The 26,552-nt window shown below is 41.1% G+C and carries 24 protein-coding genes; 15 read left to right on the top strand and 9 right to left on the bottom strand.

What is annotated here, in order from left to right; all coding sequences use genetic code 11:
* The first annotated feature begins 89 nt into the window (after positions 1–89).
* From AC07YC_RS07175 to AC07YC_RS07120, 12 genes are all read left to right on the top strand, one after another.
* Positions 90–1,979: an ABC-F family ATP-binding cassette domain-containing protein gene (locus AC07YC_RS07175; protein ID WP_336636499.1), complete on the top strand. Its 1,890-nt coding sequence runs from the start codon at positions 90–92 to the stop codon at positions 1,977–1,979.
* Between the two features lie 12 nt (positions 1,980–1,991).
* Complete coding sequence (locus AC07YC_RS07170; protein ID WP_494918898.1) at positions 1,992–3,119, top strand: conserved virulence factor C family protein; 1,128 nt, start codon at positions 1,992–1,994, stop codon at positions 3,117–3,119.
* Positions 3,120–3,397: 278 nt separating this feature from the next.
* The gene (locus tag AC07YC_RS07165) at positions 3,398–4,630 is read left to right on the top strand and encodes a M20 family metallopeptidase (protein ID WP_494918897.1); all 1,233 of its coding nucleotides are present in this window, start codon (positions 3,398–3,400) and stop codon (positions 4,628–4,630) included.
* The gene (locus AC07YC_RS07160) at positions 4,627–5,715 is read left to right on the top strand and encodes a tartrate dehydrogenase (RefSeq protein ID WP_336636496.1); all 1,089 of its coding nucleotides are present in this window, start codon (positions 4,627–4,629) and stop codon (positions 5,713–5,715) included. The genes AC07YC_RS07165 and AC07YC_RS07160 overlap by 4 nt, the downstream gene beginning before the upstream one ends.
* A gap of 1 nt (position 5,716) precedes the next feature.
* The gene (locus AC07YC_RS07155) at positions 5,717–6,463 is read left to right on the top strand and encodes an SDR family NAD(P)-dependent oxidoreductase (RefSeq protein WP_494918896.1); all 747 of its coding nucleotides are present in this window, start codon (positions 5,717–5,719) and stop codon (positions 6,461–6,463) included.
* Positions 6,464–6,473: 10 nt separating this feature from the next.
* Complete coding sequence (locus AC07YC_RS07150; protein ID WP_494918894.1) at positions 6,474–7,928, top strand: aldehyde dehydrogenase family protein; 1,455 nt, start codon at positions 6,474–6,476, stop codon at positions 7,926–7,928.
* Between the two features lie 15 nt (positions 7,929–7,943).
* On the top strand, positions 7,944–8,978 hold the full coding sequence (locus AC07YC_RS07145; RefSeq protein ID WP_494918893.1) for an ABC transporter ATP-binding protein: 1,035 nt from the start codon (positions 7,944–7,946) through the stop codon (positions 8,976–8,978).
* On the top strand, positions 8,947–9,921 hold the full coding sequence (locus AC07YC_RS07140) for an ABC transporter ATP-binding protein (RefSeq protein WP_336636492.1): 975 nt from the start codon (positions 8,947–8,949) through the stop codon (positions 9,919–9,921). The genes AC07YC_RS07145 and AC07YC_RS07140 overlap by 32 nt, the downstream gene beginning before the upstream one ends.
* A 41-nt stretch (positions 9,922–9,962) precedes the next feature.
* Positions 9,963–10,934: a P1 family peptidase gene (locus tag AC07YC_RS07135; protein ID WP_336636491.1), complete on the top strand. Its 972-nt coding sequence runs from the start codon at positions 9,963–9,965 to the stop codon at positions 10,932–10,934.
* Positions 10,935–10,953: 19 nt separating this feature from the next.
* Complete coding sequence (locus tag AC07YC_RS07130; RefSeq protein WP_494918892.1) at positions 10,954–12,510, top strand: ABC transporter substrate-binding protein; 1,557 nt, start codon at positions 10,954–10,956, stop codon at positions 12,508–12,510.
* A 16-nt stretch (positions 12,511–12,526) separates the two neighbouring features.
* Positions 12,527–13,468 carry an ABC transporter permease gene (locus tag AC07YC_RS07125; protein WP_336636489.1) on the top strand — a complete coding sequence of 314 codons (942 nt, stop codon included), beginning with the start codon at positions 12,527–12,529 and terminating at the stop codon, positions 13,466–13,468.
* Between the two features lie 12 nt (positions 13,469–13,480).
* A complete protein-coding gene (locus AC07YC_RS07120; RefSeq protein ID WP_008180243.1) occupies positions 13,481–14,308 on the top strand; it encodes an ABC transporter permease in 828 nt (275 codons plus the stop codon).
* Here the strand turns inward: AC07YC_RS07120 and AC07YC_RS07115 are convergent.
* Entirely contained in the window at positions 14,297–15,934 is a 1,638-nt protein-coding gene (locus AC07YC_RS07115; protein WP_336636488.1) for a PucR family transcriptional regulator, read from the bottom strand. The two genes, AC07YC_RS07120 and AC07YC_RS07115, sit on opposite strands and share 12 nt — an antisense overlap.
* A gap of 136 nt (positions 15,935–16,070) precedes the next feature.
* On the opposite strand from AC07YC_RS07115, the gene AC07YC_RS07110 reads away from it, so the two are divergent.
* On the top strand, positions 16,071–17,426 hold the full coding sequence (locus AC07YC_RS07110; RefSeq protein ID WP_494918891.1) for an aspartate aminotransferase family protein: 1,356 nt from the start codon (positions 16,071–16,073) through the stop codon (positions 17,424–17,426).
* 40 nt (positions 17,427–17,466) lie between these two features.
* Here the strand turns inward: AC07YC_RS07110 and AC07YC_RS07105 are convergent, their stop codons facing one another.
* On the bottom strand, positions 17,467–17,919 hold the full coding sequence (locus tag AC07YC_RS07105) for a MarR family winged helix-turn-helix transcriptional regulator (protein WP_494918890.1): 453 nt from the start codon (positions 17,917–17,919) through the stop codon (positions 17,467–17,469).
* Positions 17,920–18,044: 125 nt separating this feature from the next.
* On the opposite strand from AC07YC_RS07105, the gene AC07YC_RS07100 reads away from it, so the two are divergent.
* Entirely contained in the window at positions 18,045–18,476 is a 432-nt protein-coding gene (locus AC07YC_RS07100; protein WP_336636485.1) for a GNAT family N-acetyltransferase, read from the top strand.
* Positions 18,477–18,659: 183 nt separating this feature from the next.
* Here AC07YC_RS07100 and AC07YC_RS07095 read toward each other — a convergent pair whose 3' ends face one another.
* From AC07YC_RS07095 to AC07YC_RS07070, 6 genes are all read right to left on the bottom strand, one after another.
* Positions 18,660–19,049 carry an RDD family protein gene (locus AC07YC_RS07095; RefSeq protein WP_494918889.1) on the bottom strand — a complete coding sequence of 130 codons (390 nt, stop codon included), beginning with the start codon at positions 19,047–19,049 and terminating at the stop codon, positions 18,660–18,662.
* Positions 19,050–19,124: 75 nt separating this feature from the next.
* Positions 19,125–20,075 carry a carbohydrate kinase family protein gene (locus AC07YC_RS07090; RefSeq protein ID WP_494918888.1) on the bottom strand — a complete coding sequence of 317 codons (951 nt, stop codon included), beginning with the start codon at positions 20,073–20,075 and terminating at the stop codon, positions 19,125–19,127.
* Positions 20,075–20,959 (bottom strand): DMT family transporter, encoded by an 885-nt coding sequence (locus tag AC07YC_RS07085; RefSeq protein WP_336636482.1) that lies wholly within the window; start codon positions 20,957–20,959, stop codon positions 20,075–20,077. Before AC07YC_RS07085 ends, AC07YC_RS07090 begins: the two co-directional genes overlap by 1 nt.
* A gap of 89 nt (positions 20,960–21,048) precedes the next feature.
* Positions 21,049–22,299 carry a glutamate-5-semialdehyde dehydrogenase gene (locus AC07YC_RS07080; protein ID WP_494918887.1) on the bottom strand — a complete coding sequence of 417 codons (1,251 nt, stop codon included), beginning with the start codon at positions 22,297–22,299 and terminating at the stop codon, positions 21,049–21,051.
* Positions 22,300–22,311: 12 nt separating this feature from the next.
* The gene (gene proB, locus AC07YC_RS07075) at positions 22,312–23,406 is read right to left on the bottom strand and encodes a glutamate 5-kinase (protein WP_494918886.1); all 1,095 of its coding nucleotides are present in this window, start codon (positions 23,404–23,406) and stop codon (positions 22,312–22,314) included.
* A 384-nt stretch (positions 23,407–23,790) separates the two neighbouring features.
* A complete protein-coding gene (locus AC07YC_RS07070; protein ID WP_036146446.1) occupies positions 23,791–24,174 on the bottom strand; it encodes a hypothetical protein in 384 nt (127 codons plus the stop codon).
* A 556-nt stretch (positions 24,175–24,730) separates the two neighbouring features.
* On the opposite strand from AC07YC_RS07070, the gene AC07YC_RS07065 reads away from it, so the two are divergent.
* Positions 24,731–25,528 (top strand): DUF1835 domain-containing protein, encoded by a 798-nt coding sequence (locus AC07YC_RS07065; protein WP_336636479.1) that lies wholly within the window; start codon positions 24,731–24,733, stop codon positions 25,526–25,528.
* 36 nt (positions 25,529–25,564) lie between these two features.
* On the opposite strand, the gene AC07YC_RS07060 is transcribed toward AC07YC_RS07065, so the two are convergent.
* Positions 25,565–26,470: a LysR family transcriptional regulator gene (locus AC07YC_RS07060; RefSeq protein WP_494918885.1), complete on the bottom strand. Its 906-nt coding sequence runs from the start codon at positions 26,468–26,470 to the stop codon at positions 25,565–25,567.
* Positions 26,471–26,552 lie beyond the last annotated feature (82 nt).

The following is a 26,552-nucleotide window of genomic DNA, read 5'->3' as shown; positions in this document are numbered from 1 at the left end:
TTATGATGAATAGTGGATATCAATAATCGTCTACATAAAAGTAGTGTGGGCATGAACAATACCTAACATGAAAGAGATGGAATAGTGGAATGAGTCATTTAATTGTACAAAATTTAACAAAAACTGTGGGCGATAAAACGCTTTTTGAAAATATTGAATTTACCATTTATGAGGGTGAGCGAGCAGGCTTAATCGGTATTAATGGTACGGGGAAATCAACCCTGTTATCGATCTTAGCAGAGGATATCGAAGCGGATACCCTCACAATGGATCGCCCCAATAAATACCGTGTCGCATATTTACCACAGGAACCGACATTCCAATCTGGAGAAACGGTTTTACAAGCAGTCTTTGCTGGTGACTCACCGGTTTTACAACTAAATCGTCAATATGAGGAAACAGTTGCTGCACTGGCAGTAAATCCAACATCTGAAAGTTTGCAAAAGACTTTATTTGGCTTGCAACAGCGTATGGAAGAAGAGCAGGCATGGGATGTCAACGCGCTTGCGAAAACAGCCCTAACAAAGCTTGGCATTGAAACATTTGATAAAGAAGTGCTAACGCTCTCAGGCGGCCAGCAAAAACGAGTAGCATTGGCTAAAGTATTAATTGAACCAGCAGATCTCTACCTATTAGATGAGCCGACCAACCATTTGGATGTACAAGCAACAGAGTGGCTTCAAGAGATGGTGCTACGCCTAAAGGGCGCAGTTATTTTTATTACCCATGATCGTTATTTCTTAGATGAATTATCAACACATATATACGAGCTAGCCGATCAAACCCTGTATCGTCATACAGGAAATTATGGTGATTTTTTAGAGGCCCGTGCCATCCGTGAGGAAATGAAGGCGGCTTCTGCTCAGAAGGATCGCAACCGTTATCGTTCCGAGTTGAAATGGATTCGTCGCGGTGCGAAGGCGCGCTCCACTAAACAAAAAGCGCGTATCCAACGCTTTGAAAAGTTGGAGGATAATTTAGAGCGTAAATCTGAGGACGTTTCATTGGAATTGGGACTTGCTACAACACGTTTAGGGCGTAAAGTGCTAGAGGCTGAAAGTATTTCGAAAGCATTTGGCCAGCAAAAGATTTTAGATAACTTTTCATTTTTACTCCAGCAAGGGGACCGTATTGGCATAATCGGCGCGAATGGTGTAGGAAAATCTACTCTTTTGAACATGCTAGCAGGAGAGCTTTCACCTGACCAAGGAGAAATTCTTGTTGGTTCAACAGTGAAGCTAGCTCATTTCAAGCAAACTTTACCGAAAATGAATGAAAATGAGCGTATGATTGAATATATACGTGAGGCTTCGAATGATATTACAGATGCAGAGGGTGTCCGCTATTCTGCGGCTCAAATGCTAGAGCGCTTTTTATTCCCATTACATGCTCACGGTACACCAATTGGTAAATTATCAGGCGGTGAGCGCAAGCGCCTTCATTTATTACGTTTACTAATGGAGCAGCCTAATGTTTTGTTATTGGACGAGCCAACCAATGATTTAGATATTGAAACATTGGGCGTGCTAGAGGATTTCATTGAGCATTTCCCTGGCGTAGTCATCACGATTTCCCATGACCGTTTTTTCCTAGACCGCATTGCGAAAAAGCTATGGATCTTGGATGGAAAAGGGCAGGTAGAGGAAACACTGGATCTGTATAGTGAGTATTTGGAGAAGCGTGAGCATACTCCTGCTACCGCAAAAGTTGAGGCACCGAAAGCTGAAAAGCCGAAGTCCGAAAAACCAAAATCCGATAAGAAAAAGCTATCGTTTAAAGAGCAAAAGGAATGGGAAACGATGGCAGACGATATTGAAAAAACAGAAACAGCTATTATGGAGACTGAAGAGGGAATCGCTAATGCTGGTTCAGATTTTACAAAACTACAGGAATTAACAGCTCAGCTTGATGAGCTCAATGCACAGTATGAACATCTGATTGAAAGATGGTCTTACTTAGATGAAATTGTTAATGGATAAGGAGCGATAGACATGAAGATTATTACAATTGAACCGACACCAAGTCCCAATTCTATGAAGATTGTTGTTGATACAGAGCTACCGTTCGGGAAAAGCTATAATTTTACAAAGGATAATAAAGATAAAGCCACTGGTGAAGCAGCAGCTATTTTAGCGATTGAAGGGATAAAGGGCGTTTATCATGTAGCTGATTTCTTTGCGGTGGAGCGTAATGCCAAATATGCATGGGAGGGTATTTTAGCAAGTATCCGTCAAGTATTAGGTGAAGACGTTGAAACGCAAGATGAGACAATAGTAGCTAATGAGTTTTACGGGGAAGTTTATGTCCATGTTCAGTTCTATAAGCAAGTACCACTACAAGTAAAGGTGTTTGATAACCAACGTGAACATCGTGTGAGCTGTGGTGATCGTTTTGTCGATGCTTTTAATCAAATTATTGAATCAGCAGTAGATGAAAACTATATTTTCCAGCGTAAATGGATTGATTATGGTGTGCGCTATGGTGAATTAGAAGAAATCGCAGAAGTAGTCAAACAAGAAATTGATGTCACATATTCTGTAGAACGAATAGCAGAAATTGTTGCTGCGCTTAATAATGACGATGAAAAAGCTATCGTTCAATCAAATAAGCTGAAAATAACGGTGGAGCAGTTCCAACAACCGGAATGGGAGAAACGCTTCCAGTTATTAGACCAAATGGCTGATCCGGAGCTGGATGATTTACCACTTTTAGATGTAGCTTTACAGGATGAGCAAATGTCCATTCGTCGTCTAGCAACTGTATATTTAGGGATGGTTGAAGATGTTATGGTAGTTCCGTATTTAGAAAGAGCCCTTCAGGATAAAAGTGCTGCTGTGAGACGTACAGCAGGCGACTGCATGAGTGACCTTGGCTTTGTAGAATTTGAAAGCGCCATGCAGCAAGCCCTACAAGATAAGAACAAATTGGTACGCTGGCGTGCAGCGATGTATTTATATGAGGCTGGTACAGAACAATCATTACCAGTATTAAAAGCGGCCGCAGATGATAAAGAATTCGAAGTGAAGCTACAAGTGAAAATGGCCATTGCCCGTATCGAGCAAGGTGAAGAGGCAAAAGGCTCGGTTTGGAAGCAAATGACCGAATCTCGCCAACAATAGCTATGTAAGAAAAAAACCAGCAGCCGCTGGTTTTTTTATTTTGTGTGGAGAGTTTTATTCGAAGGAAATGAAGTCACTCCATATTCTCAATAATCCCTCTTTAAATTATAAAAAATCGGTGTAAAGTAGAGAAAAATGTTGTTTTTTAGCGATTTATTGCTAAACAAAAGGTTAAGGTCATTCTATGAATCATTAACATATTGTCTAGTTTCATAGAGAAGGGTCAATGTTAAAATAACATAAATTCAGAATATTCCCTAAAATAGGAGGTCCTTTGCATGATAGTAACTAGTTTAAAAACAACCAAATCGTATGTGCGAGATCGGGAGGCGGTCATCGCGTTAACACAAAAGCTAGTACGAATTGAAAGCGTTTACCGTGAGAATGATCCAAAGGGTAATGAAGAAGAGGTGGCACATGTTGTCGCGGCGTATTTACGGGATATTGGCATTGAGACGCATGTAGAGGAGGTTGTGCCAGGACGACCGAATGTTATTGGTATTATTGATTCAGGCAAGCCTGGGAAAACATTACTTTTTGAGGGGCATACAGATGTTGTGACGGAGGGCAATCGTGATGCATGGGCATACGATCCATTTGGAGCAGAGATTGTTGAAGGACGTATGTATGGTAGGGGAACAAATGATACGAAGGGCAATCTCGCTTGTATGATTACTGCCTGCCAATCATTATTACTAGATCAGGAAGAGTTTACAGGCAAGATTATTTTATGTATCCCTTGTGATGAAGAGGGGCTCATGCTAGGCATTAAACATTTTATTAAAAATGGCTGGGCAGACGGAGTAGATGGGGCTATTATTTGCGAGCCACAGGAAAATAATGTATGTATTGCACAGCGTGGGGCCATTCGTTTACAGGTTGATATTTTCGGTAAGATGGCACATGGCGCGATCTCGTGGAGTGGCATTAACCCAAACTGGCGTATGGCACGGTTGATTGTAGAGCTGGAGAAACTAGAAAAGGAGGAGCAGGCTCGGTTAGGCCGTGACCCGATGCTGAATTGGCCATCTATTACGCCAACGATATTACGTGCGCCTGTTAAAGGAGATGCACAAATCAATGTCATTCCTGATCACTGTATGACGACGCTTGATATTCGTACGGTTCCTGCCCAAGATCATGATGAATTACTAGGAAAAATCGACGCAATTATTAAACGCTTACAGGTGGATGATCCAGATTTTAATGTGGAACTAACGATTCTTGATAATCGACCTGCTACAGCAACGGCTAAGGAGGAAGCTGTTGTTCAGGCCATATACGAGGCAGTGGCAGAGGTGACAGAAAAGGAACCTACATATAACGGTGTTCCTGGTGCAACAGATGGTACGTTTCTTCACGTCCATGGTATTCCAATAGTGACGGTTGGTGCAGGAGATCGCGAAATTCCTCATCAAATCAATGAATATGTAGATATTGAAGAATTGGCAGAGACAACAGCTATTTATCGTTTAGCGGCATTAAAATTTTTGGCTGGTGATGCACAATGACAACAATAAAAATGGCGGTTATACCAGGGGATGGCATTGGAAAAGAAGTGATGCAGGAAGCATTAAAGGTTGTAAAATGTGTGCAAGAACGGGATTCATCCCTACAAATTACAACGACGGTTTTTCCGTGGAGCTCTGATTATTATTTAGCGCACGGTCGCATGATGCCAGAGGATGCACTGGAGACACTACAAAAATATGATGCGATATTATTTGGAGCGATTGGTGATGCTCGCGTACCAGATGATGTCACGGTATGGGAACTCATTATGCCGATTCGGAAAAATTTCCAGCAATATGTGAATTTCCGTCCTATTAAGTCATTGCCAGGGATTTCCTCACCTCTGGCTGGCGGGAACGAGATTGATTTTGTCATTTTTCGTGAAAATGCAGAGGGTGAGTATTCGGATAGTGGGGGGCGATTGTATCACAAGCAGCCACAAGAAATGACGATTCAAAATACGATTATGACGCGTATTGGGATTGAAAAAATTGTTCGAGCAGCCTGTGAATATGCACAGCAGCATGGGAAAACCAAGCTGACAAGTGCGACAAAATCTAATGCGATTATTCATTCCATGAAATTTTGGGATGAGCATACAAGAAAAACAGTGACACAAATTGCACCAGAACTACAGCTTGAAGCCATTTACATCGATGCATTAGTTGCTTATTTTGTCGAACGACCACAGGATTTTGAAGTCGTTGTGGCTTCCAATTTATTTGGCGATATTTTATCTGATTTAGGCTCTGCCATTGTTGGGGGGCTGGGCTTGTCTCCTTCAGCTAACTTAAACCCAGAGAAGACATTTCCATCAATGTTTGAGCCTGTGCATGGTTCAGCCCCAGATATAGCAGGCAAGGGTATTGCCAATCCAATCGCTCAAATATGGTCGCTTGCCTTACTGCTAGGACATCAAGGCAGAAAGGATTTAGAACATTTAATCGTCCAAGCTATTCGTAAGGTACTGGAAGAAGGCGTCGTGAAAACAGCAGATATTGGTGGACAAGCAACAACGGCTCAAATGGGCGATGCGATTTGTCAGGAAATCATTCATATGACTTTAACAGCAGGGGGTGTTTAGTATGACAACTGAGCCAAAGGTGATTGTTGTGACAGGTGCAGGTGGCGGAATGGGAAAAGCCATTATGGAAGAGCAGCTTAAGCAAGGTAATCTGGTTATAGGGCTTGATTTATCTGTAAAGGCGCTGTCCGATTTAGCACATGATTCCCTGCAATGCTTTGAAGTCAATGTATTGCAGGAGGAGCGAGTGAATGACATCTTCCAGCAAATTGTTAATAAGTACGGGAGAATTGATGGGCTTGTCAATGCACTTGGGATTGCACAGGCAGCAACGCCAATTGAACAAGTATCGATGGACGAGTGGAATCGCTTAATGGATGTCAATGTAAAAAGTTTATTTATTACAGCAAAAACTGTTGTCCCCTTTATGAAAAAACAGCAAAAGGGGTCTATTGTGACGATTGCTTCCATATCAGCAGTTCGCCCTAGACCTGGCTTACAAGCCTATATTGCATCGAAGGGTGCAGCGGAAAGCTTTACGAGAGGGCTAGCGATTGAGCTCGCACCAAACCAAATTCGAGTTAATACGATTCATCCTGGACCTGCTGATACACAAATGCTAGGGCAATTTGCCGCACAGGGCGCAGATGTCGAGCAAACAAAGCAAAGTGTGTTTGTGCAATCTGTCCCATTAGGACGATTGGTGAAGCCATCTGATATAGCAGGAGCCGTTAGTTATCTATTGTCTGATGCAGCTAGCATGGTCACTGGGACGACCTTACATGTAGATGGTGGTCGTGGATTATAGGAGGGGTACGATGAAAAATATACCTATGCTAATTAATGGGGAATGGATTTATGGTGATGCAGAAGCATTGTTAGATGTGGGCAATCCATCAACGGGGGAAATCATTGCGCAAATTAGTAATGCGAGTCAAGCACATGTAGAAGAAGCGGTGCGATCAGCACGGAGAGCCTTTGAAAGTGATGAATGGCGTCAATGGAAGGCTTTTGAACGAGGCCAGTTATTAATAGACTTTGCTCATTATATTCGTCAGCATGCCGAGGAATGGAGTCTACTAGAATGCCGGGACGTAGGTAAACCTTTAACGCAGGCAAGGGCAGATATTGAAGCGGCGGCTCGGTATTTTGAATTTTACGGTGGAGCGGCTGATAAGGTGATGGGGGATACGATTCCAATTGAGGATGGCCTATTAAATGCAGTAGTGCTCGAACCCGTTGGTATTACTGTACATATCGTGCCATGGAACTATCCGATTCAAATTACAGCACGAAGTGTCGCTGCAGCCATTGCTACAGGCAATGCAGTTATTGTGAAAAGTGCGGAAGATACGCCACTGACAACCCATGCTATCACGGAGTGGCTTGCAGAAAAACTGCCAAAAGGGATCTTTCAACATATTACGGGCTTAGGACGCGATGTGGGTCCGTATTTAACATCACATCCTGATATTAATCATATTACCTTTACGGGGTCGGTCCCTACAGGGGTTGCAGTGATGAAGGCAGCAGCGGAAAATGTTGTCCCTGTAACATTAGAGCTTGGCGGAAAATCACCCAATATTGTTTTTGCAGATGCCAATATAGAGCAAGCATTGGATGGGGTAGTGCGGGCTATTATTCAAAATTCAGGGCAAACATGTTCTGCTGGGGCTCGACTACTCATTGAAGAAAGTATAAAAGATACATTTCTCCCACAATTAGTACAAAAATTTCAAGCGATACAGGTGGGGCCAGGTGAGGCGGACATGGATATGGGGCCGTTACTCAATGAACGTCAGTATACAAAAATTACTACATTATTACAGCAAGCAAAGAAAGATGGCTATGTCATCACTGGTGGTGAGCCGTTGATGATGAGAGGGTATGAAAATGGCTTCTATGTGCAGCCAACTATACTAGATGGTGTACAGCCGAATAATCCTTTAGCGCAGGAGGAAATTTTTGGGCCCGTGTTGACGGTTTTAACATTTACGAGCGTGGAGGAAGCTATTACTCTTGCCAATAGCACAGATTATGGCTTAGTTGCGGGTGTTTGGTCACAGAACATTGATACAGCTCATTATGTGGCGAGTCGTGTGCAAGCAGGACAAGTATTTATTAATAATTATGGGGCAGCCGGTGGTATTCAAATGCCGTTCGGAGGCTATAAAAAAAGTGGGATTGGTCGAGAGAAGGGCTTTGTTGCACTGCGGAACTATACGCAAATGAAAAATATTGCCATACGCTATGCACCACCTATTCAACGCTGACAGGGAGGGACGCCTATGGAACATGCAAAAGATAAACAAGTGCTCTTAGAGGTCAATCAGTTATCGATTCGATTCCATTTGAAGAATGGCAAAGAGGCAAAAGTGGTAGACGATGTGAGCTTTACCATTCAGAAAGGAGAAACGGTTGCATTAGTGGGAGAATCGGGCAGTGGCAAAAGTATTACCTCCTTAGCAATTATGCGTTTACTGCCAATCCCTCCTGGGGAAATTACAGCAGGAACTATCAACTTTAACGGCAAAAATCTATTAGCCTATAAAAATAAAGAGATGAGCCATATTCGTGGCAATGAAATTAGTATGATTTTTCAAGAGCCTATGACTTCATTAGACCCGGTATTTACGATCGGCAATCAAATGATCGAAGGCATTCGTAGACATCAAAAGGTTTCAAAAAAAGATGCTTGGCAAAAAGCATTACAATTATTAAAGGAGGTGGGGATTGCCAACGCGGAGAAGGTAATCGCCGAATATCCTCACCAATTATCAGGGGGAATGAGGCAACGTGTCATGATTGCCATTGCGATGTCAAATAATCCCCAGCTATTAATTGCGGATGAGCCGACTACAGCATTGGATGTAACCGTACAGGCACAAATTTTAAAGCTGATGATGAAAATGAAGGAAGAACATCAATCAGCGATTTTATTCATTACCCATGATATGAGTGTTGTCGCAGAAACAGCGGACCGTGTCATGGTTATGTATGCCGGGCAAATAGTGGAGGAGGCCCCTGTAAGAGAGCTATTTTTAAATCCTCAGCACCCTTATACAGCAGCGCTGCTAAAAACAATGCCGAGTCTTGAAACAGAGGTGAAAAGACTGCCATCTATTCCTGGTACTGTGCCACCCGCATATGCATTACCAGAGGGTTGTCGCTTTGCACCCCGATGCCCGCATGTTATGGCGCAATGCCATCAGGATAGTCCGACCATACACTATATTCAAGAGACACATAAAGTGCGCTGTCATTTATTCACAGAGAAGGGGGAGCTGGCACATGACGAAGAAAGAAGTTTTGCTGGAAATTAATCATTTAAAAGCTTACTTTCCTGTGAAGCGCAAGTCTATGAAAGAAGAGAAAAAGATGGTCAAAGCGGTTGATGATATTTCCATTGAAATTTATCGGGGAGAGACGCTAGGCATTGTAGGCGAATCTGGCTCAGGAAAATCTACATTTGGACGAACGATTTTGAAGCTCGTTGAACCAACAGCCGGAGAAGTATTATATAAAGGACAACCGATCCAGCATTTAAAAGGCAATAAGCTTCAATCCTATCGCAATCAAATGCAAATGATTTTTCAAGACCCCTTTGCCTCACTAAATCCTAGAATGCGCATTGGAGCGATTATTGAGGAACCGATGAAATTACAATTAACATTGACGAAGGAACAGCGAAAAGAACGCGTGAAGGAATTGCTACAAAAGGTTGGACTTCCTGAGGATGCCATGCAAAAATTTCCTCATGAATTTTCAGGAGGTCAGCGACAAAGGATTGGGATTGCAAGAGCTCTTGCCATTCACCCTGAATTTATTATTGCGGATGAGCCAGTATCGGCATTGGATGTGTCAGTGCAATCACAAGTCCTTAACTTAATGATGGATTTACAGGATGAATTTCAGTTAACCTATTTATTCATTTCCCACGATTTAAGCGTTGTGAAGCATATAAGTGACCGTGTGGCGGTGTTGTACTTAGGACGGGTTGTGGAAATAGGAACGAAAAAGGAGCTATACGCTCATCCATTGCATCCTTATACACAAGCGTTGCTATCTGCTATTCCAGTCGTCAATTTTGATGAGTCAAAACAAGAAGTACTTTTACAAGGTGAACTACCTAGCCCAATCAATCCACCCATTGGCTGTGTTTTTCATACACGTTGTCCACATGTCATGGAAAAATGTCGGCAGGAGAGGCCAAAGCTTCAGGAGGAAAATGCAAATCAGCGAGTCGCATGCTTTTTATACGATTAAAAATCTGAATATTTAAACTATTTGAGGGTAGAGGTGTTGATATGTTTGGCAATATTACCGATGTTCCAGGTATTAAGGTGGGGCATCGTGAAAACGAAGAGGGGATTACAGGCTGCACGGCTCTATTAATGGAAGGCGGGGCAGTGTGTGGGGTAGATGTTCGAGGGTCTGCACCAGGTACTCGTGAAACGGATGCATTAGATCCCATCAATGAAATTGATCGTGTGCACGGTATTTGTCTGTCAGGGGGCAGTGCCTTTGGATTAGATGCTGCCACAGGAGTCATGCAATTTTTAGAGGAGCAAGGAATTGGGGTTGATGCAGGCGTTGCCAGAATTCCGATTGTGCCAAGTGCCGTCCTCTTTGACTTATTTATCGGCGATCCTCAAGCTCGACCTACAGCACAAATGGGCTATGAAGCGGCCCAAGCTGCGCAAGTAGGTTCATTTCAAAATGGCAATATTGGCGCGGGCTATGGGGCAACGGTAGGTAAACTGGCAGGACCAGACTTTGCCATGAAGGGTGGACTTGGCAGTGCATCCATTGCGGGTAAGGATGGGCTTATTGCTGGAGCTATTGTGGCTGTTAACGCAGTAGGTGATGTCAAGAATCCTAATACACGGCAAATTTTAGCGGGAGCGAGAAATCCTCAAACAGGACAGTGGCTGGATTGCTGTACTTATCTCGAACAGCATGCACAATCAGAGGCACTTGCTGGCACGAATACAACCATTGGCGTAGTAGCGTTGAATGCAAAATTAACGAAGGCAGAAGCAAAAAAGATTGCCCAGCTTACGCAAAACGCCCTTGCCAGAACGATTTATCCTGTCCATACGATGCTTGATGGCGATACTATTTTTGTGCTAGGTACAGGACAGCAGACATTTTCATTAGATTATTTGGGACATTTAGCGACTAAGGTGATGGAGGAAGCTATTCTTGCTGGTATTCAAGCGGCAGATAAATTGGCAGGGGTGGAAAGCTATACAAGCATTCAAAAGATAAGCACTTAGGAAAAAAGGGGGAACGACAATGAATTTGAAAAACGGTGGGGTAATACTCTTAATGTTCATGATGGTATTCATCATAAGTGCATGTTCTAGTGATGGAGAGAAAGTTTCAACGAGCTCTAATAGCTCTAATGGACAAGCTACAGCAGATGTGCCGCAGGAAATTGTAGTGCGTGTTAATGATGATCCCGATTTTTTAGATCCACATAAGGCAACGGCATCCATTTCGTATCAGATGATTATGAATTTATTTGAAGGACTAATGGCGCCAGAAACAAATGGTTCTTTAAAAGAAGGACTTGCAGAGAGCTATGAAGTATCAGAGGATGGTTTAACGTATACATTCAAAATTCGCCAAGGTGTGAAATTCCATAATGGTGATGACTTAACGATGGATGATATTCAATATTCCTTTGACCGTTTAATGGGGAAAAACGGTGGGGAAAAAATGTCCAATAACTTCGATAACGTGGCATCAACTGAAGCACCTGATGCCAGTACATTTGTGATTAAATTAAAGGAGCCTAATTCTAATTTCCTGTATTCATTAACGGCAAGACAATCAGCTATTATTCCTAAAAGTAATGATGGGAAGCATAATGAGAATCCAATCGGAACAGGTCCTTTTGCCTTTGTCAAATACGCGCCAGGGACAAATTTAGAGCTTAAGAAAAATGATCACTACTGGCAGGAAGGCTTACCTTATTTGAATAAAGTTACGTTTACCTTCCAATCAGATGATCAAGCAGCGATTATGAGCTTGATGGCAAATGAGGTTGATTTAACAAGTGTGCCATGGCATCGTGTGAGTGAGGTTGAGGGGGGCTACAATTTAACGCATCAAAATAATAACTCCTCTTTAATCATCACATTTAATGAAACAAAGGCACCATTCGATAACGTAAAAGTTAGACAAGCTATTAACTACGCGATTAGTAAATCCGATATTATTGATTCGGTATTTGCGGGCTATGCTGTCCCACTTGGTTCTAATATGAGTCCAGCGATGGGCGATTTCCAAAAGAAGGGCTTAGAAAGCATGTATGAACACGATATAGAAAAAGCGAAGGCATTATTGGCAGAGGCCGGTTATCCGGATGGCTTCAAAACAAAAATTACGGTATCTTCCCACAATGATATGTATTCGAATATTGCACAAATTGCTGTTGCGAATTTGCAAGAAATTGGCATTGATGTAGAGATTGAGGTGGTGGAGTGGGGAATTTGGCTAGATCGTGTTTATTTTGGTCGTGACTATGAAATGACAACGATAGATTTAACAGGTCGTGCATCAGCCTACGAGGTGTTGAATGATTATATTTCTACCAATGATAGTGAAAACTTCTTCCTATTTAAAAATGACGAGTATGACAAAATTATGATTGATGTGCTAAAGGAAACAGATCAAGCCAAACAAATTGAGTACTACCATCGAGCACAGGAAATTTTAGCTGAGCAGGCTACTGCGGTTTATATTGCTGATTACCAAATTGTTTGGGGTGCTGACAAACAAGTGACGGGGCTTAAGAGCTACCCATTCTGGTTCCATGATATGTCAGAGGTTCAATTTTCAAACTAGGAAGGGATGAGTGCTCATGATGTATATTTTACGTCGAATCATCCTGTTAATAACAACCATCCTGCTAGTATCCATCATCACATTTGGTGTTTTTCAAATATTACCTGGAGATCCGGTGCGAACGATGTTAGGGACAGAAGCGGATCCCACACAAATTGAAAATTTACGATCTGAACTCGGCTTAGATCGTCCTCTTTATGAACAATATGTGGATTGGATGAAGGGCTTATTGACAGGTCAGCTAGGCGATTCCATTCGTTTTTCAATGCCTGTAAAAGATTTATTATTTGATCGACTTCCTGTCACTATGTCGTTGGCGGGGATAACCTTGCTCATTGTTTTATTCATTTCCTTACCTTTAGGGATGTTTGCAGCAAGAAGACAAAATAAAATAAGTGATGTGTCATTATCGACTGTGACACAAATTGGGATGGCTGTACCATCCTTTTGGCTAGGAATGATGCTTATTCTTTACGTTGGCTTACAGTTTAGCTTCTTTAAAATCAGTGGTTATATTCCATGGACACAAAGTGTTGCAGGGGCGCTCAGTACGCTCCTTCTCCCAGCCCTAACCATTGCGATACCACAAATTGCTGTGAACTTCCGCTATGTGCGTACAGCTATTCTAGAGCAGGTTCAGCTCGACTATGTACGCACAATTCGCAGTAAAGGAATGTCTGAACATAATGTCATGTATAAGCATGTATTGAAAAATTCCATGATTCCGATTTTAACGGTATTTGGCCTAATTATGGCGGAAGTTGTAGCGGGGACGATTATTGTGGAGCAAGTATTTTCTTTGCCTGGTATTGGACAGCTTCTCATAACGGCTATTAGTAACCGTGATTTTCCGCTTGTGCAGGGGATTGTCATGTATATTACGGTTGCTGTAGTTATGATAAATTTTATTGTCGATATTTTATATTCTGTAGTAGATCCTAGAATCCGATTACGTTAAGAGGTGGATACAATGAAACAGCTACAACGTTATACGAAAAAACTGAATTTATCCATTGGTCTCCTCGTCATTGTCGGCTTTTTGCTCGTCATGTTGGTCAGCTTTTTTTATACACCTCATGATGTCAACGCCATGAACATACCTGAGAAATTGCGTGGGCCAGGTGGTGCTTATCTTTTTGGGACAGATGAATTCGGGCGTGATATTTTTAGCCGAATTATGAAGGGGACACAAACTGCTTTCGCCGTTGGATTATTAACTGTAGGAATTGGCACGTTTTTTGGGATTACCATAGGTGGGATTGCAGGCTATGTTGGCGGCTGGATTGATGAAATATTTATGCGAACGATGGACGCATTAATGGCATTTCCGGGCATTATTTTAGCGTTAATGCTAGTCGCTGTATTTGGCCCAGGGATTGTCAATACGGCCGTAGCATTGGGCATTATCGCCATCCCTGCTATTGCCCGAATTGCGCGAAGCGGCTTTGTCCAACAACGTGATTCGGAGTATGTATTGGCAGCGAAATTAATTGGCGTCAAGCCTCATAGCATTATGTTTCGTCATATTTTACCTAATATATCATCGCAAATAATTGTCGCGGCGACGGTCACATTCGCAACTGCCATGCTAGCAGAGGCAGCACTAAGCTATTTAGGGCTTGGTGTTCAGCCACCAAACCCTAGCTGGGGCAGAATGTTAAAAGATTCACAGGCTTATTTAATCGGTGCCCCTTGGTATACGTATGCGCCTGGAGGAGCCATTACGATTCTTGTTCTTGGTCTATATATGCTTAGTAATGCCTTACGTGATTTTATGGACCCGCGTTCAAAATCGTAATAAATCAGGTGCTGTTTTTTGCAAAAGCTCATAGGCCTTGACTGCCATTTCAATGTTTAGTCGATGTGGCGCCTGTAAAAAATCAGCACCAAATATACTTTCTAGTCGTTCAATTCGTTTATAGAGCGTTTGACGGACGATAAATAATTGCTCAGCCGTATCATTTTTAGCTCCATTGCAAGCTAAGTAAACAGCTAATGTTTGGAATAAATCATGACCATTTTTTTGATCTAGCAATAATAGTTCTTGTAAATAATCTTTCACAAATTGGAATAGGGCGGTCTGCTCCTGCTGTAGTAATAACCGGAAGACACCTAAATCCTTATAATAAATGGAGCTAGTCAATTGATGATGTTGCATTTGAATAACCGATTTAGCCTCCTTATAGCCAAGATGGACACTTTCTATCGTTTGATAAACATTGCTAATCCCACAAGTTAGGGTGAGCTGTTCAAAAAATTGAGATGCTTTTCTAGCAACAATTTGTGATATCGCTTGATCGAAGGAATCTCGATTATCCTTCATATAATCAGCAGCAATATAGAAGGCTAAAATAATAATTTCATGCTGTCGTACTGAAACGGTAGGGAAGAATCCTAGCTTCTTTAAGATGGAGCGGACATACATGGCATTTTGTAATTGAATTTCCTGCCACTCTTCCTCTGGTACTACTTTGGCTTCGTCATGTAGATTGAACACGACGACACGGTAAAATAAATTGCGACTTTCAATCGGTAAATAGCTTTGATAGTATTGGATATCGACAGGCTGGCCTTGAATTAACGCAAGAATAAATTCATCCTCACGGCTTTGCTGACGTTCCTGTAGCATGCGATTTCGCATTAAAATATGGGCAATCGACATCGTTGCACGTTCCAAGTTTAATAAGGTATAATCACTCGGTTTTGGCAGTCCAGAATGCATACATAAATAGCCCCAAACTTGCCCAAGGCCATTTACGGGGATAATGACAAAATGATCCTTGTCAATGGATAAAAGATGCAAGGGCTCCTGTAGTTCTAACTGCTGACAATGTTCTTCCATCATACGTAAATACTTTTTGGCTTCGACTGGATAATAAAAGCTTTTGGTATCTTCAGAGACAAATAAAAATGGTGCCTCTGTATCTTGATGAAGGACTTGTAGAATTTTTAAAATACCATTTGGCATTAACGATAATTCCATAAATGTTTTGGAAAGGGTATCGAGCTGTGTAAGTGCTTGTTGATGTTGATTAATTATGTACGTATGTAAATCTTGAGTAATATCGATAAAGCGTACTATTTCTTCAAAGACAATGATTGGGAAGTGATGCGCATTTGCCATGGCAATCAGCTCAACGGGGACATGATCAAAATAGTCTCCAATTTCAATACAAAGCCCTGCTGCTTCATTCCGAATAAGGTTTTGTAAGTAGGCGATTTGTGTTTCACGCTCTAACTGTAAACCGACACCGGTAGTTAAAATGAGCTCACCACCATTAATTAATGTATCAAAATCTTTAATTTCTAAAATATGTGTCCACTGAACTTGGCGTTCAAGGCCATGGTGTCCTGCTATAAGCTTCGCCGACTCAAAATATTTGCGCTTCAGGACATCTCGTACGAGTAGAGGATGTTTCGACATAAATTAGCACCTGCCCTTCGAATGTACAATGTCTATTTTTTATTATGTTTGAGAAGTCAGAAAATTTCAACATGATTGAGAAGAAATTGACGAAAGACAAAAAAGACATCTAGGATACACGATTGGAGGTCATGATATGGAACGAAGTGATCAGTTCACGCATACCTTACAGCAACAAGATCGTGAAAACGTTTGGCACCATATGTCCATTTATAACGACCACACACCTGTCATTATTGAACAGGGAGAAGGTGCCTGGATAACAGACAGTTTAGGCAACCGATATTTAGACGGCATGTCGGGCTTATGGGCAGTCAATGTAGGCTATGGACGTGAGCGACTTGCTAAGGTCGCTTATGAGCAATTAAAAAAACTATGCTATGCTCCTTTAACACAAAGTCATGAACCTGCTATTCGATTAGCTGAAAAAATCAACAGCTTATTAGAGGATGACTATATGCTGTTTTATTCGAATAGTGGTTCTGATGCAAATGAAGTAGCGTTCAAGGTCATACGACAATACCATCAACAAAACGGGGAAGGGACCCGCTATAAAATAATTGCTCGTTATCGTGCCTACCATGATAGCTCACTTGGAGCTTTAGCCGCTACAGGACAGGCATTACGTAAATATAAATATGAACCCTTAACACCAGGCTTCCTGCATGTTGCCCCACCCGATCCATATCGCCGTCCAAAAGGACAATCTATGGAAGCATATAATTTAGCAAGAGCGCGTGACATCGAGGAAAAAATTATTTGGGAGCAAAAAGAAACAATTGCGGCAGTTATTATGGAGCCATTCATAACAGCTGGTGGTGTCTTAATTCCACAACCAATATATGTTCAAGAAGTAGAGCGCATTTGTAGAAAATATGGGGTAATACTCATTATCGATGAAGTTATTTGTGGTTTTGGGCGAACAGGTAAGCTATTTGGCCATCAGCATTTTGGTATTCGCCCAGATGTTATTACGATGGCAAAGGGACTCACTAGCGCCTATTTACCTTTATCAATTACAGCAGTAAGAAAAGATATTTATGAAAAATTTAAAGCATCAGATAGCTATAGTCATTTTCGGCATATTAATACGTTCGGTGGTAACCCAGCAGCCTGTGCAGTAGCATTAGAAAATATGAAGATCATTGAGGAAGAGGGACTTGTACAACGGGCAAAAGATTTGGGAATTCAACTACTCCATGACTTACAAGACTTATTAGAGCTGCCCTTTGTTGGTGATATTCGAGGACTTGGGTTGCTTGTTGGTATCGAGCTTGTTGAAGATAAAGCCTCACAAAAACCTGCTAAGGAAGAACGTGTGGCAAGCATCATAGCTGCGTGTAAAGCGAATGGTTTAATTATTGGGAAAAACGGCGATACAGTGGAGGGCTATAATAATATTATTACGTTAAGTCCACCACTCTGCTGTACCGATGAAGATCTTGAATTTATGGTAGCTGTTTTAAAAAGAGTATTTGCCACCCATGTCTAGTACAAGGCGATTCCAGAGCGGGATAAATCAGGAATCGCCTTTAATAGTGTCGCCTCTGTCCTTTTTTTACAGCTTCCCAATCAATTTCAATATTTTGTAGGACGCGCGTGAGTAAATGGTGAATGCTATCGACTTCTTCGCTAGAAAAACCATCAAGTGCTCGTTCGTTGGAGTACTCGCCCTCCCGCTTTAAAAATGGATAGATGTCTAAGCTTTTATTAGTTGGGAAAAGTAATTTATTTTTCTTATTTCCTTGATCACTTCGTTTTTCAATAAAGCCTTTTGTTTCTAATTTTTGTATGGCTCGAGAAGCGGTTGTGCGATCGACCTTCAATAGCTCTGCCACTTTTTCTTGAATGATCCCAGGGTTTTCGCAAATTCGGATTACATATAAATATTGACCCTTCGTTAAATCCAATTCCTTAAATTCTATATTACTAATCGAGTCTAATGCCCGTGCAATCGCACCAATTTCACGCAAGATTTCTTTCATTTTCTATCCCCCTAAGATTTTTATTGTATTTGCAATAAAAATCGTTCTATACTAATAGTATCATCTTCAGGCGAAAAATGCACCTGGAGTAGAGGATGATTGAAGTGAAACTAGGAGGAGTATTCATGAGCATAAAAAAAGTAACAACTGAAGCAGACTTACAAGTAGCATTTGATTTTAGACGAAAAGTTTTTATTGAGGAGCAACAAGTACCTGAGGTAGAAGAGTATGATGAATTTGATTCACTGCAAGCACCATGTGATCATATTCTTGTATACTATAAGGAGCAGCCAGTAGGAACGGGTAGACTCCGTGTAGTCGAGGGCTATGGTAAATTGGAGCGTATTTGTATAGTAGAAGAGTTTCGTAAATTTGGGCTGGGCAAAGAAATCATTATTGGCTTAGAGCAAATTGCCCGCGATAATGGTCTGACAAAAGCTAAATTAAATGCTCAATCGTATGCAGAGGGTTTTTATGAAAAATTAGGCTATAAGCGTGAAGGGGAAGAGTTTATGGATTGCGGAATTCCTCATATTTTAATGAAGAAATATTGGTAAATGTGCTGGGAATGTCCACGTGCTCTTTATTGAAGAAAGCATGAAGTTTAAAAATACCTCCTCCTGTTGACCTTGGAGGAGGTATTTTATGGTTAACCTATGAAAGTTGGATATGTGTTCGATGATTCATCATGCTCCGTACGTCATAGTGTTGCGTATCTACCACTAATTTCAGCTATTCGTTTATTTTTCTTTCACAACCGTACCCGCAAAGCTGTCATGGGGAAGGCATTGACCATGCTGTTGCTCGAAAGCTTGGCGATTTTTTAAATAGTGAAACGAACTGATTGTGTCGCGATAAGCCATGCGTTTAATAATTTGACGGTCTGATAATGCATGACCCTCTTCATGTTCGAGTACTAGTCCCATGGCTTTGTAGCCAATGGTTTGTCCATTTTTACGAAGCTGTGCATACTCTAATGCCCATAACATGGCGGTCGGTGTAACGAGTGCATGAACTACCTCACTTTTCACTTTCTTTCGTAGAAAATACTCTACGCCTAATGTGACAGCTGTTGAAATAGCAGTATCCATTAAAAAAGCAAGGGCTCGTTTTTTTGTTATTGATTCCATGCAGGTCCTCCTTCCATTAATTTCTCTCCAGTACATACGGAAAATAACGATAAAAAGTTTCGAATGATGCTAGATTCATTCCAATAATTGTTCAGGATAAGAGGGGATTGCCCCGTGCTTCATTGTTGTGATTCCTGCATAGCGGTTTGCAAACGAAAGCAGGGATATCGCATGCTGTTCACAATAGGCCACCAAATGATCCACAGATAGTTGATGTTGCAGGAATTGACTTAATATCGCCCCAATAAAAGCGTCCCCAGCGCCAGTCGTATCAACTGCTTGTACGTTCTCAGCATGGACCTTACTATGACATTTCTTTGTATATAATGTTGCGCCTTCTGCTCCATGTGTAATGATAATCGTCTCTAGATGTCCCTGAAATAATGTGTGCACCGCCGACAATTCTTCTTCTATGGCTGTTAGAAATAACAGTTCTTCATTGGAGAGCTTTACAAGATGGGCTTTTGGTAAAAAAGCTAAAATCGTTTCTCGACATAACGTCTCATCCTGCCATAAAGGCAATCGCACATTCGGATCAAAGGAAACGATGCTGCCTGCTTGATGTGCCTGCTCAATAAAAGCTATATGGGCAGACTTCATCGGACTTTCCACAAGATTAACAGAACAAAAATGAATGATATCTTTGTCTGTTAATAGTTGTGAGGGGAGATAGTCTTGTTTATACAATAAATCTGCAGCATGACGTCGGTAAAATTGAAAATCCCGCTCCCCAGTTTCAGAAAGTGCTACAAAAGCAAGGCTTGTTTCTCCCTCAGTCGTTTGACGAATATATTGTGTATCCACACCTGCTAGCTGCAAAGTCTTCTTCAGAAAATCACCAAACGCATCCTGACCTACTTGTGTTAGGAGGGCTGCCTGTTGACCAAGCTTGGCACACACTGCTGCCACATTTGCAGGGGCTCCACCAGCATGCTTCGTAAAATGCTCAATATGGGCTAGGTCACCATGCTGCTTGGTTGGCGTAAAATCTATTAATAATTCGCCAATTGTAAAGAGTTTGCCCATTAGGTTACCTCCTGTGGTAGCCGTTTTTTCTTCGGTGTATAGATCGTATAGAAAATCCCGCCGAAGATGAATAGAATCCCCAAAGTTTGCATGAAATTCGGCATAAAATCAAGCAGCAGCATATCCAGCAAAATCGCGACAACTGGGTCGACGAATACTAATACAGAAACTAGAATGGTAGAAAGACTACGGATACTATCAAAAAATAAATAATAAACAAATCCAGTATGAATAAATCCTGTGCCTAAAATATAGAACCAATTGGTTGTGGTTAAACCTTCAAAGAGCGAGAAATCGATGAAGGGCAGTAGCATCACAATGCCAACCGTCGTTTGTATATATGTTAAGGCGTAGGAGCTAAGGTTTGTAATGGTCTTGCTTGTTAGCATAGTAAGGGCATAAAACACCGCTGACAGTAAGGCCCAAACAAATCCAGATTGCATAAATTCAGAGAAAGATACAAAATTTTGAAGACCCATAATAAAAATACTACCGATAAAGCAAGTAATGGTTGCTACAAGTGCTCGAATGGTCATTTTTTCTTTTAAAAAGATAGCGCCTAAAATTAAGACAAAGATAGGGGCTAAATTATAGATAGAAATTGCAATGGAAATGGACATTTCCTCAAAGGCTTTAAATAAAAATACCCAATTTAACACTAGGAAAACGCCACAAATAATAGTTTGAATAATTTCTTTCTTTTCCCATTTCTCCGTTTTATGTCCACCTGTGATGAGCCACAATACTCCTAGAAAGAGGGTTGCGCAAATACATCTAACAAAGACAAGCTCTGTTGCAGGAACACCCGTATGAACGGTGAAAAAGCCGATGGAGCCAAAAAGTGCCATCGATACGGTTAGTTTAATAATGGCTGAGATGTTCATACAAAACCTTCCTTCTATTTTTTTATTTATAAATGTGAAAATGAAAGCTAGTACGGTAAATCCCTACCAGCATTTATCTTGCTATCGCATTATTCGCGAATTTGCCCATTACCATATATAAAATATTTTGTAGAGGTGAGAGCGGGTAATCCCATCGGGCCACGCGCATGTAGCTTTTGCGTACTAATACCAATTTCGGCTCCATAGCCAAATTCAAAACCATCCGTGAAGCGTGTAGAAGCGTTATGATAAACTGCCGCTGCATCAACGCTGTTTAAAAACGTTTCCGCCACTAATGGATCTTCCGTAATAATCGCTTCAGAATGATTTGTCCCAAAATGATGAATATGCTCAATGGCCTCGTAAACATTTTCAACTAATTTAACACTTATTTTTAAATCAAGGAACTCAGTCGCATAGTCATCCTCAGTCGCTAAAAGGGCTCCAGAAAATGCCTCGCATACTCGCTCGTCACCAACAATCGTAACACCTGCTTTATGGAGCGAAGATAAAAGCTGCGTGCCATATGTTTTAAACCATACAGGGTGAATTAATAAGCTTTCTGCAGCATTACAAACAGAGGGACGCTGTGTTTTGGCATTCAAACAAATCTTTTCTGCCTTTATGTAATCCGCCATTTCGTCCACATAAATATGACAGTTGCCTGCACCTGTTTCTAATACAGGGACAGAAGCTTCTCGAACGACTAAGTCTATAAGAGCCTTGCCGCCTCGAGGTATTAATACATCCAAGTACTCGTTTAAATGAAATAATTCTTTAGCTGTTTCGCGGCTTGTATCCTCAATTAGCTGGACAGCATCTGTCGGTAGAGACGTTTTTACCAATGCACGATGAATACTTGCTACAAGGGCACTATTTGAAAACGTAGCAGATGAGCTCCCTCGTAAAATCACGGCATTGCCTGTTTTTAGGGAAAGTGTCGCGGCATCCACCGTAACATTCGGTCTTGCTTCATAGATCATTCCTATGACACCAAGTGGTACCATGCGTTTTTCGATGTGAAGACCATTATCTTTATCTATACGTTCGATGACTGTACCAACTGGGTCCTTGAGAGAGACAAGTAAATGAATGGCATCGACCATCGCCACAATGCGTTCCTCATTAAGCATGATACGGTCCAATGTAGAAGGCGACATCCCTTGTTGTTCTCCATTGACAAGGTCTTTCGCATTTTCTGCAATGATGTCATGTTGGTCCATCAATAGCTGTTCGGCAATTTTAGTGAGAGCTTCATTTTTCTCACAAGTCGTTTTAATATTTAATATATAGCTAGCGGCCTTGGCACGTTGGCCCTTAGTTTGAATTTCACTTACCATGTATAGACCTCCTTATTTAGTTTGAATTTTCAGCCATTTATTTCTATGAATAACCTCGATTGGGCATTTCGAAAATGCATTTGACCGTTTGCCCATAGCGGACATCAATTCTTGTGAGGAATACAGCACTTCACCACGTCCAAGTAGACCTTGTTCACTATACACCTCAACTACATCCCCCTTGTTAAAATCACCATCAACCTGATAAACACCAGCAGGTAACAAGCTTTTACCATTGACCATAAGTGCTTGTTCAGCACCACTATCTATAAAAATTTTACCAGAAACTTCCGTAAGTGCAATCCACTGTTTATGATTCTTTAACACGGCTAGGTCATCATGTCCAACATACGTGCCATCACCATGCCCTGCTAAAATATCAACAAGCTTTTGAGCGCCACTCCCTGTGCCAATAAAAACTTTAACTCCTGCCTGTAAAGCTGTGCGGGCAGCCAGTAGCTTAGATGCCATGCCACCTGTACCCACCTTGGAGCCTGCACCGTCTGCAAAATTTAACAGGTCATCTGTAATGGATGTTAAGTAATCGATGCGCTCCGCCTGAGGGTATTTGCTAGGGTTGGCGTTATATAAGCCATTAACATCTGTTAAAATAATGAGTTGATCGGCATGTACAAGTCCACTAACAAGCGCAGACAGCATATCATTGTCGCCAAAGGTTAACTCACTTATAGAAACGGTATCATTTTCATTTATGATAGGTAGCATCGAGCGTTCAAGTAATTCCTCGAAAGTAGCATAGGCATTTTTATAGCATTCCTTTTTAGAAAAATCGGTACGCGTCAGTAAAATTTGAGCAGGCATTATATCATAAATGCTAAATAAGGCACTATACGTTTGAATAAGCAAGCTTTGCCCAACTGCCGCCGCTGCCTGTTTGCCCTTTACCGTAACAGGACGAGCTGGGTAGCCAAGCTGTTTAAAGCCTGCTGCTACTGCCCCTGATGATACAAGTAATACGTCATGTCCCTGGTTCTTCAACTCCGCAATTGCCTGAACATGATCCATTAAGCGAACTTTATCGATTTCGCCTTTTGCATTTGTTAAGGAGCTACTCCCAATCTTGACGACAATTCTCTTTTTTTCCATCACATGACCTCCAATTGTCAAAATAAAAACCCTTTTCATCCTAGAAAATTAGGACGAAAAGGGTTGCTTTCCGTGGTACCACCTACATTGAATATCGTGCGACATTCCACTTTCCTCATAACGCTAGAGACTGCGCCTAGTTTAGCTAGGACGATAGACAAAGGAGGTTCATTAGCCTTACTTGCACAATGTCTTGCAGCCGATGGACATCGCTCTCTGTTCAAGCAATTACTAATTACTGGTCTTTGTCCGTTTTCTCATCATAAAGTTTTTCAACTATTGAGTAAAGGATGCACTACTTCCAAATGCCTGTCAAGATGATCGGGAAAATTACTTGAAAGTTTTGATAAATTAAGAAAAAAAGTTAGAAACGGCATGATATTCTTATTTAAACCACCAAATGGCGATGAAAAGGGGGAGCATTGCTAGCATAATCACAAAGAAGCTCCATAGTACTTGTTTTCCTGAGGACATGTTTTTTGGCTTAATGCTCATTTGTTCATAAAGCTTGTTAATGGCACGTTGCTCTTTCGAATAAAGCATTGCTTGAAATTCTTCATAATCCTGAATATAGCTTGATGGGGGACGCGGACTAAAACGTAAATTTCTAATAGAGTCAGTAATATCTTTGTCATTCATCCAGTAGGTGATAACAGGAGCTAAGCCTGTATTTTGTGTAGCTTTTACTTGAATGTCATGGGACTTCATTTTATAGTAAACCTGACCGTGCTCATCTTCATACTGTGAAACAATATCACTAACTGCCATCTAATAATCACCTCTTATTGAAGTTGTCTATTTTATGATGAGTTTCTTCTATTATAATGTAATAAAGGAGAAAAGTATTGCTTAAACGAGCATTAATTGTGAAACGAATGTTCACGAAAAAATTTTTAATAAAGTCATAAACTTACATCTAAAGTAAAGTACGGCATGTAGTATAATGAAAATAGTTTGTTAAAAGTAGTAGAGGAAGGGCATTATTGGAGGTTTCCATAATGTATTGAGTCATTTACCTCGCAATCTTATTTTTTATAATATAGAAAAGGGATAGTAATGAACAATCTTCAAACCCTTGCGTAGTGACCAACCACAGTCGTCAAGTCATCACTTGAACAAATGGCGTTTCAAATGCTTATTTTGGGTATAGTATTTTTAGTACAAGCAGGAATAATATTTTTTTGTTTAGTATTGTTGCAGGGAAAGATAGATTTGACATTATTGGAAAGCCTGTGCTTGCTAAGCGATTAAATATGGTTCAAGGTATCCTCTTTACATTGATCGGGATACAGATTGCCATTAGCAAACATTAGGAGGAATTCACATGGCTATTTTACATATAACCTTTAGCTTAGCAACCCAGGGTTCCATGAAGCTTGCTATACGCCAACATCTTTTGCAACGTAATGAATCCGTTTTAAGTGTCCATGATGATTTCTCTATTGGACCACTTCACAGCTTAGAAGAGCGCATAGTATGGTTAAACACTCATATTATAAAGGATAATGAAGATCAGCAATTATACGTAGATATGTATGAAAGCTGGAAGAAAAAAATGGCCGAGCTGCCAAGTGATGTGGATGTTTGGGTTTGGTATAGTCAAAATACACATGAACAGATTGGTTTGCGCTATGTCATGAGTGAGTTTATTCATAAATGTAGTATGGTTTATGGGATTGACGCCACAGATGGCCTGAAGCAAATTCAACCACATCTCGATATTCGCCATACAGGAGAGCTTTCCTCAGACATGCTCATGAAGCTCCGTCCCTATGCTAAACGATTTTCAGTTCAGGAATGTCAACAGCTTGCTAAGGAATGGGAAAACCTTAAAGAACATTCAAGTCCCCTCCGATTGTGGAAAGAGGGCATTGTACATGTTGAGGAAGATGCTATGGATGCGCACATTATTGCCGCTGTGAAGAATATGCATGCACAACAAAAAGAAGAATGGCTTTTACTTATGCCTATAATCAGTACGATTAGCGTTGCCTTGGATGATTATATGAGTGATGAATTCATTATGAAACGCATAATGATTATGATTGAGCAAGGCTTGTTTCAGATAGAAGGAGATTTATCCGATTTTCATTCCTGTAGAGTAAAGTATATAGACGTATAATAAAAAGCGGTAGGCTGCATGGGGCAACCTACCGCTTTAGTTTTCCTGAGCGGGAGGAGATATTTTTTTATCATAAAAATCAAAGACAAATTGTTGGAATTGGCGAGCAGATGGTGACAAATAACGATTGTCTATCCAGGCCATGCCAATAATACGTTCACAAACCATATCCTCCACATGGATTTTGACGATTTTTTTCGGATTCAAATCCTCATCATCAGGTAGCAATGAAACACCGAGACCTGCACCAACAAAACCTGCAATGGTAGATACCTCATCACCTTCATAAGAAATTTTAGGCTTCATGCCCGCAGCATGTAACAAGCGATCAGCTGAGCGGCGGAGGGCGTACCCTTTTTTCATCAGCACGAAGTTCTCATGCTCCAATTCTTTCATTTTTATGCTTTTGCGATGGGCAAGAGGATGGTCAATCGGAACCATAATAAATAACTCATCTCGCCATAGCTCCTTCCAGCAAACGGGAGGCTCTGTATCAATCGCAGCTAGTAAGCACAGGTCTAACTCTCCTGCAAGCAATTGTTTTAATTGAGAATGTGAGTAATTTTGGGTGAAATGAAAACGGATATGGGGGTGCTTCTGACGAAAAGCACGAATTAAGTCCGGCACAATACTAGTCCCAAGAGTGTGTAAAAAACCGAGTGACACATCCCCAAGCTCCGGATTATTAAGCTCTTGTAATTCTAAGACAGCTTTCTCATATTCTTTCCGCATTCGTTGCACACGATATAAAAAAAGTTCACCATAGCGATTGAGCATAATGGAACGTCCCTGTCTATCAAAAAGCGGTACACCTAGTTCTTCTTCCAGCTTTGAAATTGAACGACTTAGCGCTGGCTGTGAGATTGCCAATGCTTCTGCAGCACGTGTCATATGTTCTAACTTTGCAACGGTTACAAAATATTCTAATTGTTGCCACTCCATTTTTTCACCTCTATTCTCGTAATTTTTAAGTTAACTGCATTATAACGGGAAACAGAGAGGAAGTATAGGTGGCAAAAACTTT

The organism is Lysinibacillus sp. GW247-5R2A (assembly GCF_059424475.1).
Note: the sequence above shows the minus strand (reverse complement) of the source record. Positions and strands in the feature narration are given on the sequence as shown.

Bases quoted from the DNA above. Each gene is read 5' to 3' on its own strand.
- AC07YC_RS07150 (WP_494918894.1), top strand. From the start codon at position 6,474: ATGAAAAATATACCTATGCTAATTAATGGGGAATGGATTTATGGTGAT.
- AC07YC_RS07085 (WP_336636482.1), bottom strand. From the start codon at position 20,959: ATGAACATCTCAGCCATTATTAAACTAACCGTATCGATGGCACTTTTT.
- AC07YC_RS07060 (WP_494918885.1), bottom strand. From the start codon at position 26,470: ATGGAGTGGCAACAATTAGAATATTTTGTAACCGTTGCAAAGTTAGAA.
- AC07YC_RS07115 (WP_336636488.1), bottom strand. From the start codon at position 15,934: ATGTCGAAACATCCTCTACTCGTACGAGATGTCCTGAAGCGCAAATAT.
- AC07YC_RS07155 (WP_494918896.1), top strand. From the start codon at position 5,717: ATGACAACTGAGCCAAAGGTGATTGTTGTGACAGGTGCAGGTGGCGGA.
- AC07YC_RS07100 (WP_336636485.1), top strand. From the start codon at position 18,045: ATGAGCATAAAAAAAGTAACAACTGAAGCAGACTTACAAGTAGCATTT.
- proB (WP_494918886.1), bottom strand. From the start codon at position 23,406: ATGGAAAAAAAGAGAATTGTCGTCAAGATTGGGAGTAGCTCCTTAACA.
- AC07YC_RS07130 (WP_494918892.1), top strand. From the start codon at position 10,954: ATGAATTTGAAAAACGGTGGGGTAATACTCTTAATGTTCATGATGGTA.
- AC07YC_RS07160 (WP_336636496.1), top strand. From the start codon at position 4,627: ATGACAACAATAAAAATGGCGGTTATACCAGGGGATGGCATTGGAAAA.
- AC07YC_RS07170 (WP_494918898.1), top strand. From the start codon at position 1,992: ATGAAGATTATTACAATTGAACCGACACCAAGTCCCAATTCTATGAAG.
- AC07YC_RS07105 (WP_494918890.1), bottom strand. From the start codon at position 17,919: ATGAAAGAAATCTTGCGTGAAATTGGTGCGATTGCACGGGCATTAGAC.
- AC07YC_RS07065 (WP_336636479.1), top strand. From the start codon at position 24,731: ATGGCTATTTTACATATAACCTTTAGCTTAGCAACCCAGGGTTCCATG.
- AC07YC_RS07175 (WP_336636499.1), top strand. From the start codon at position 90: ATGAGTCATTTAATTGTACAAAATTTAACAAAAACTGTGGGCGATAAA.
- AC07YC_RS07145 (WP_494918893.1), top strand. From the start codon at position 7,944: ATGGAACATGCAAAAGATAAACAAGTGCTCTTAGAGGTCAATCAGTTA.
- AC07YC_RS07110 (WP_494918891.1), top strand. From the start codon at position 16,071: ATGGAACGAAGTGATCAGTTCACGCATACCTTACAGCAACAAGATCGT.
- AC07YC_RS07090 (WP_494918888.1), bottom strand. From the start codon at position 20,075: ATGGGCAAACTCTTTACAATTGGCGAATTATTAATAGATTTTACGCCA.
- AC07YC_RS07120 (WP_008180243.1), top strand. From the start codon at position 13,481: ATGAAACAGCTACAACGTTATACGAAAAAACTGAATTTATCCATTGGT.
- AC07YC_RS07070 (WP_036146446.1), bottom strand. From the start codon at position 24,174: ATGGCAGTTAGTGATATTGTTTCACAGTATGAAGATGAGCACGGTCAG.
- AC07YC_RS07165 (WP_494918897.1), top strand. From the start codon at position 3,398: ATGATAGTAACTAGTTTAAAAACAACCAAATCGTATGTGCGAGATCGG.
- AC07YC_RS07080 (WP_494918887.1), bottom strand. From the start codon at position 22,299: ATGGTAAGTGAAATTCAAACTAAGGGCCAACGTGCCAAGGCCGCTAGC.
- AC07YC_RS07095 (WP_494918889.1), bottom strand. From the start codon at position 19,049: ATGGAATCAATAACAAAAAAACGAGCCCTTGCTTTTTTAATGGATACT.
- AC07YC_RS07140 (WP_336636492.1), top strand. From the start codon at position 8,947: ATGACGAAGAAAGAAGTTTTGCTGGAAATTAATCATTTAAAAGCTTAC.
- AC07YC_RS07125 (WP_336636489.1), top strand. From the start codon at position 12,527: ATGATGTATATTTTACGTCGAATCATCCTGTTAATAACAACCATCCTG.
- AC07YC_RS07135 (WP_336636491.1), top strand. From the start codon at position 9,963: ATGTTTGGCAATATTACCGATGTTCCAGGTATTAAGGTGGGGCATCGT.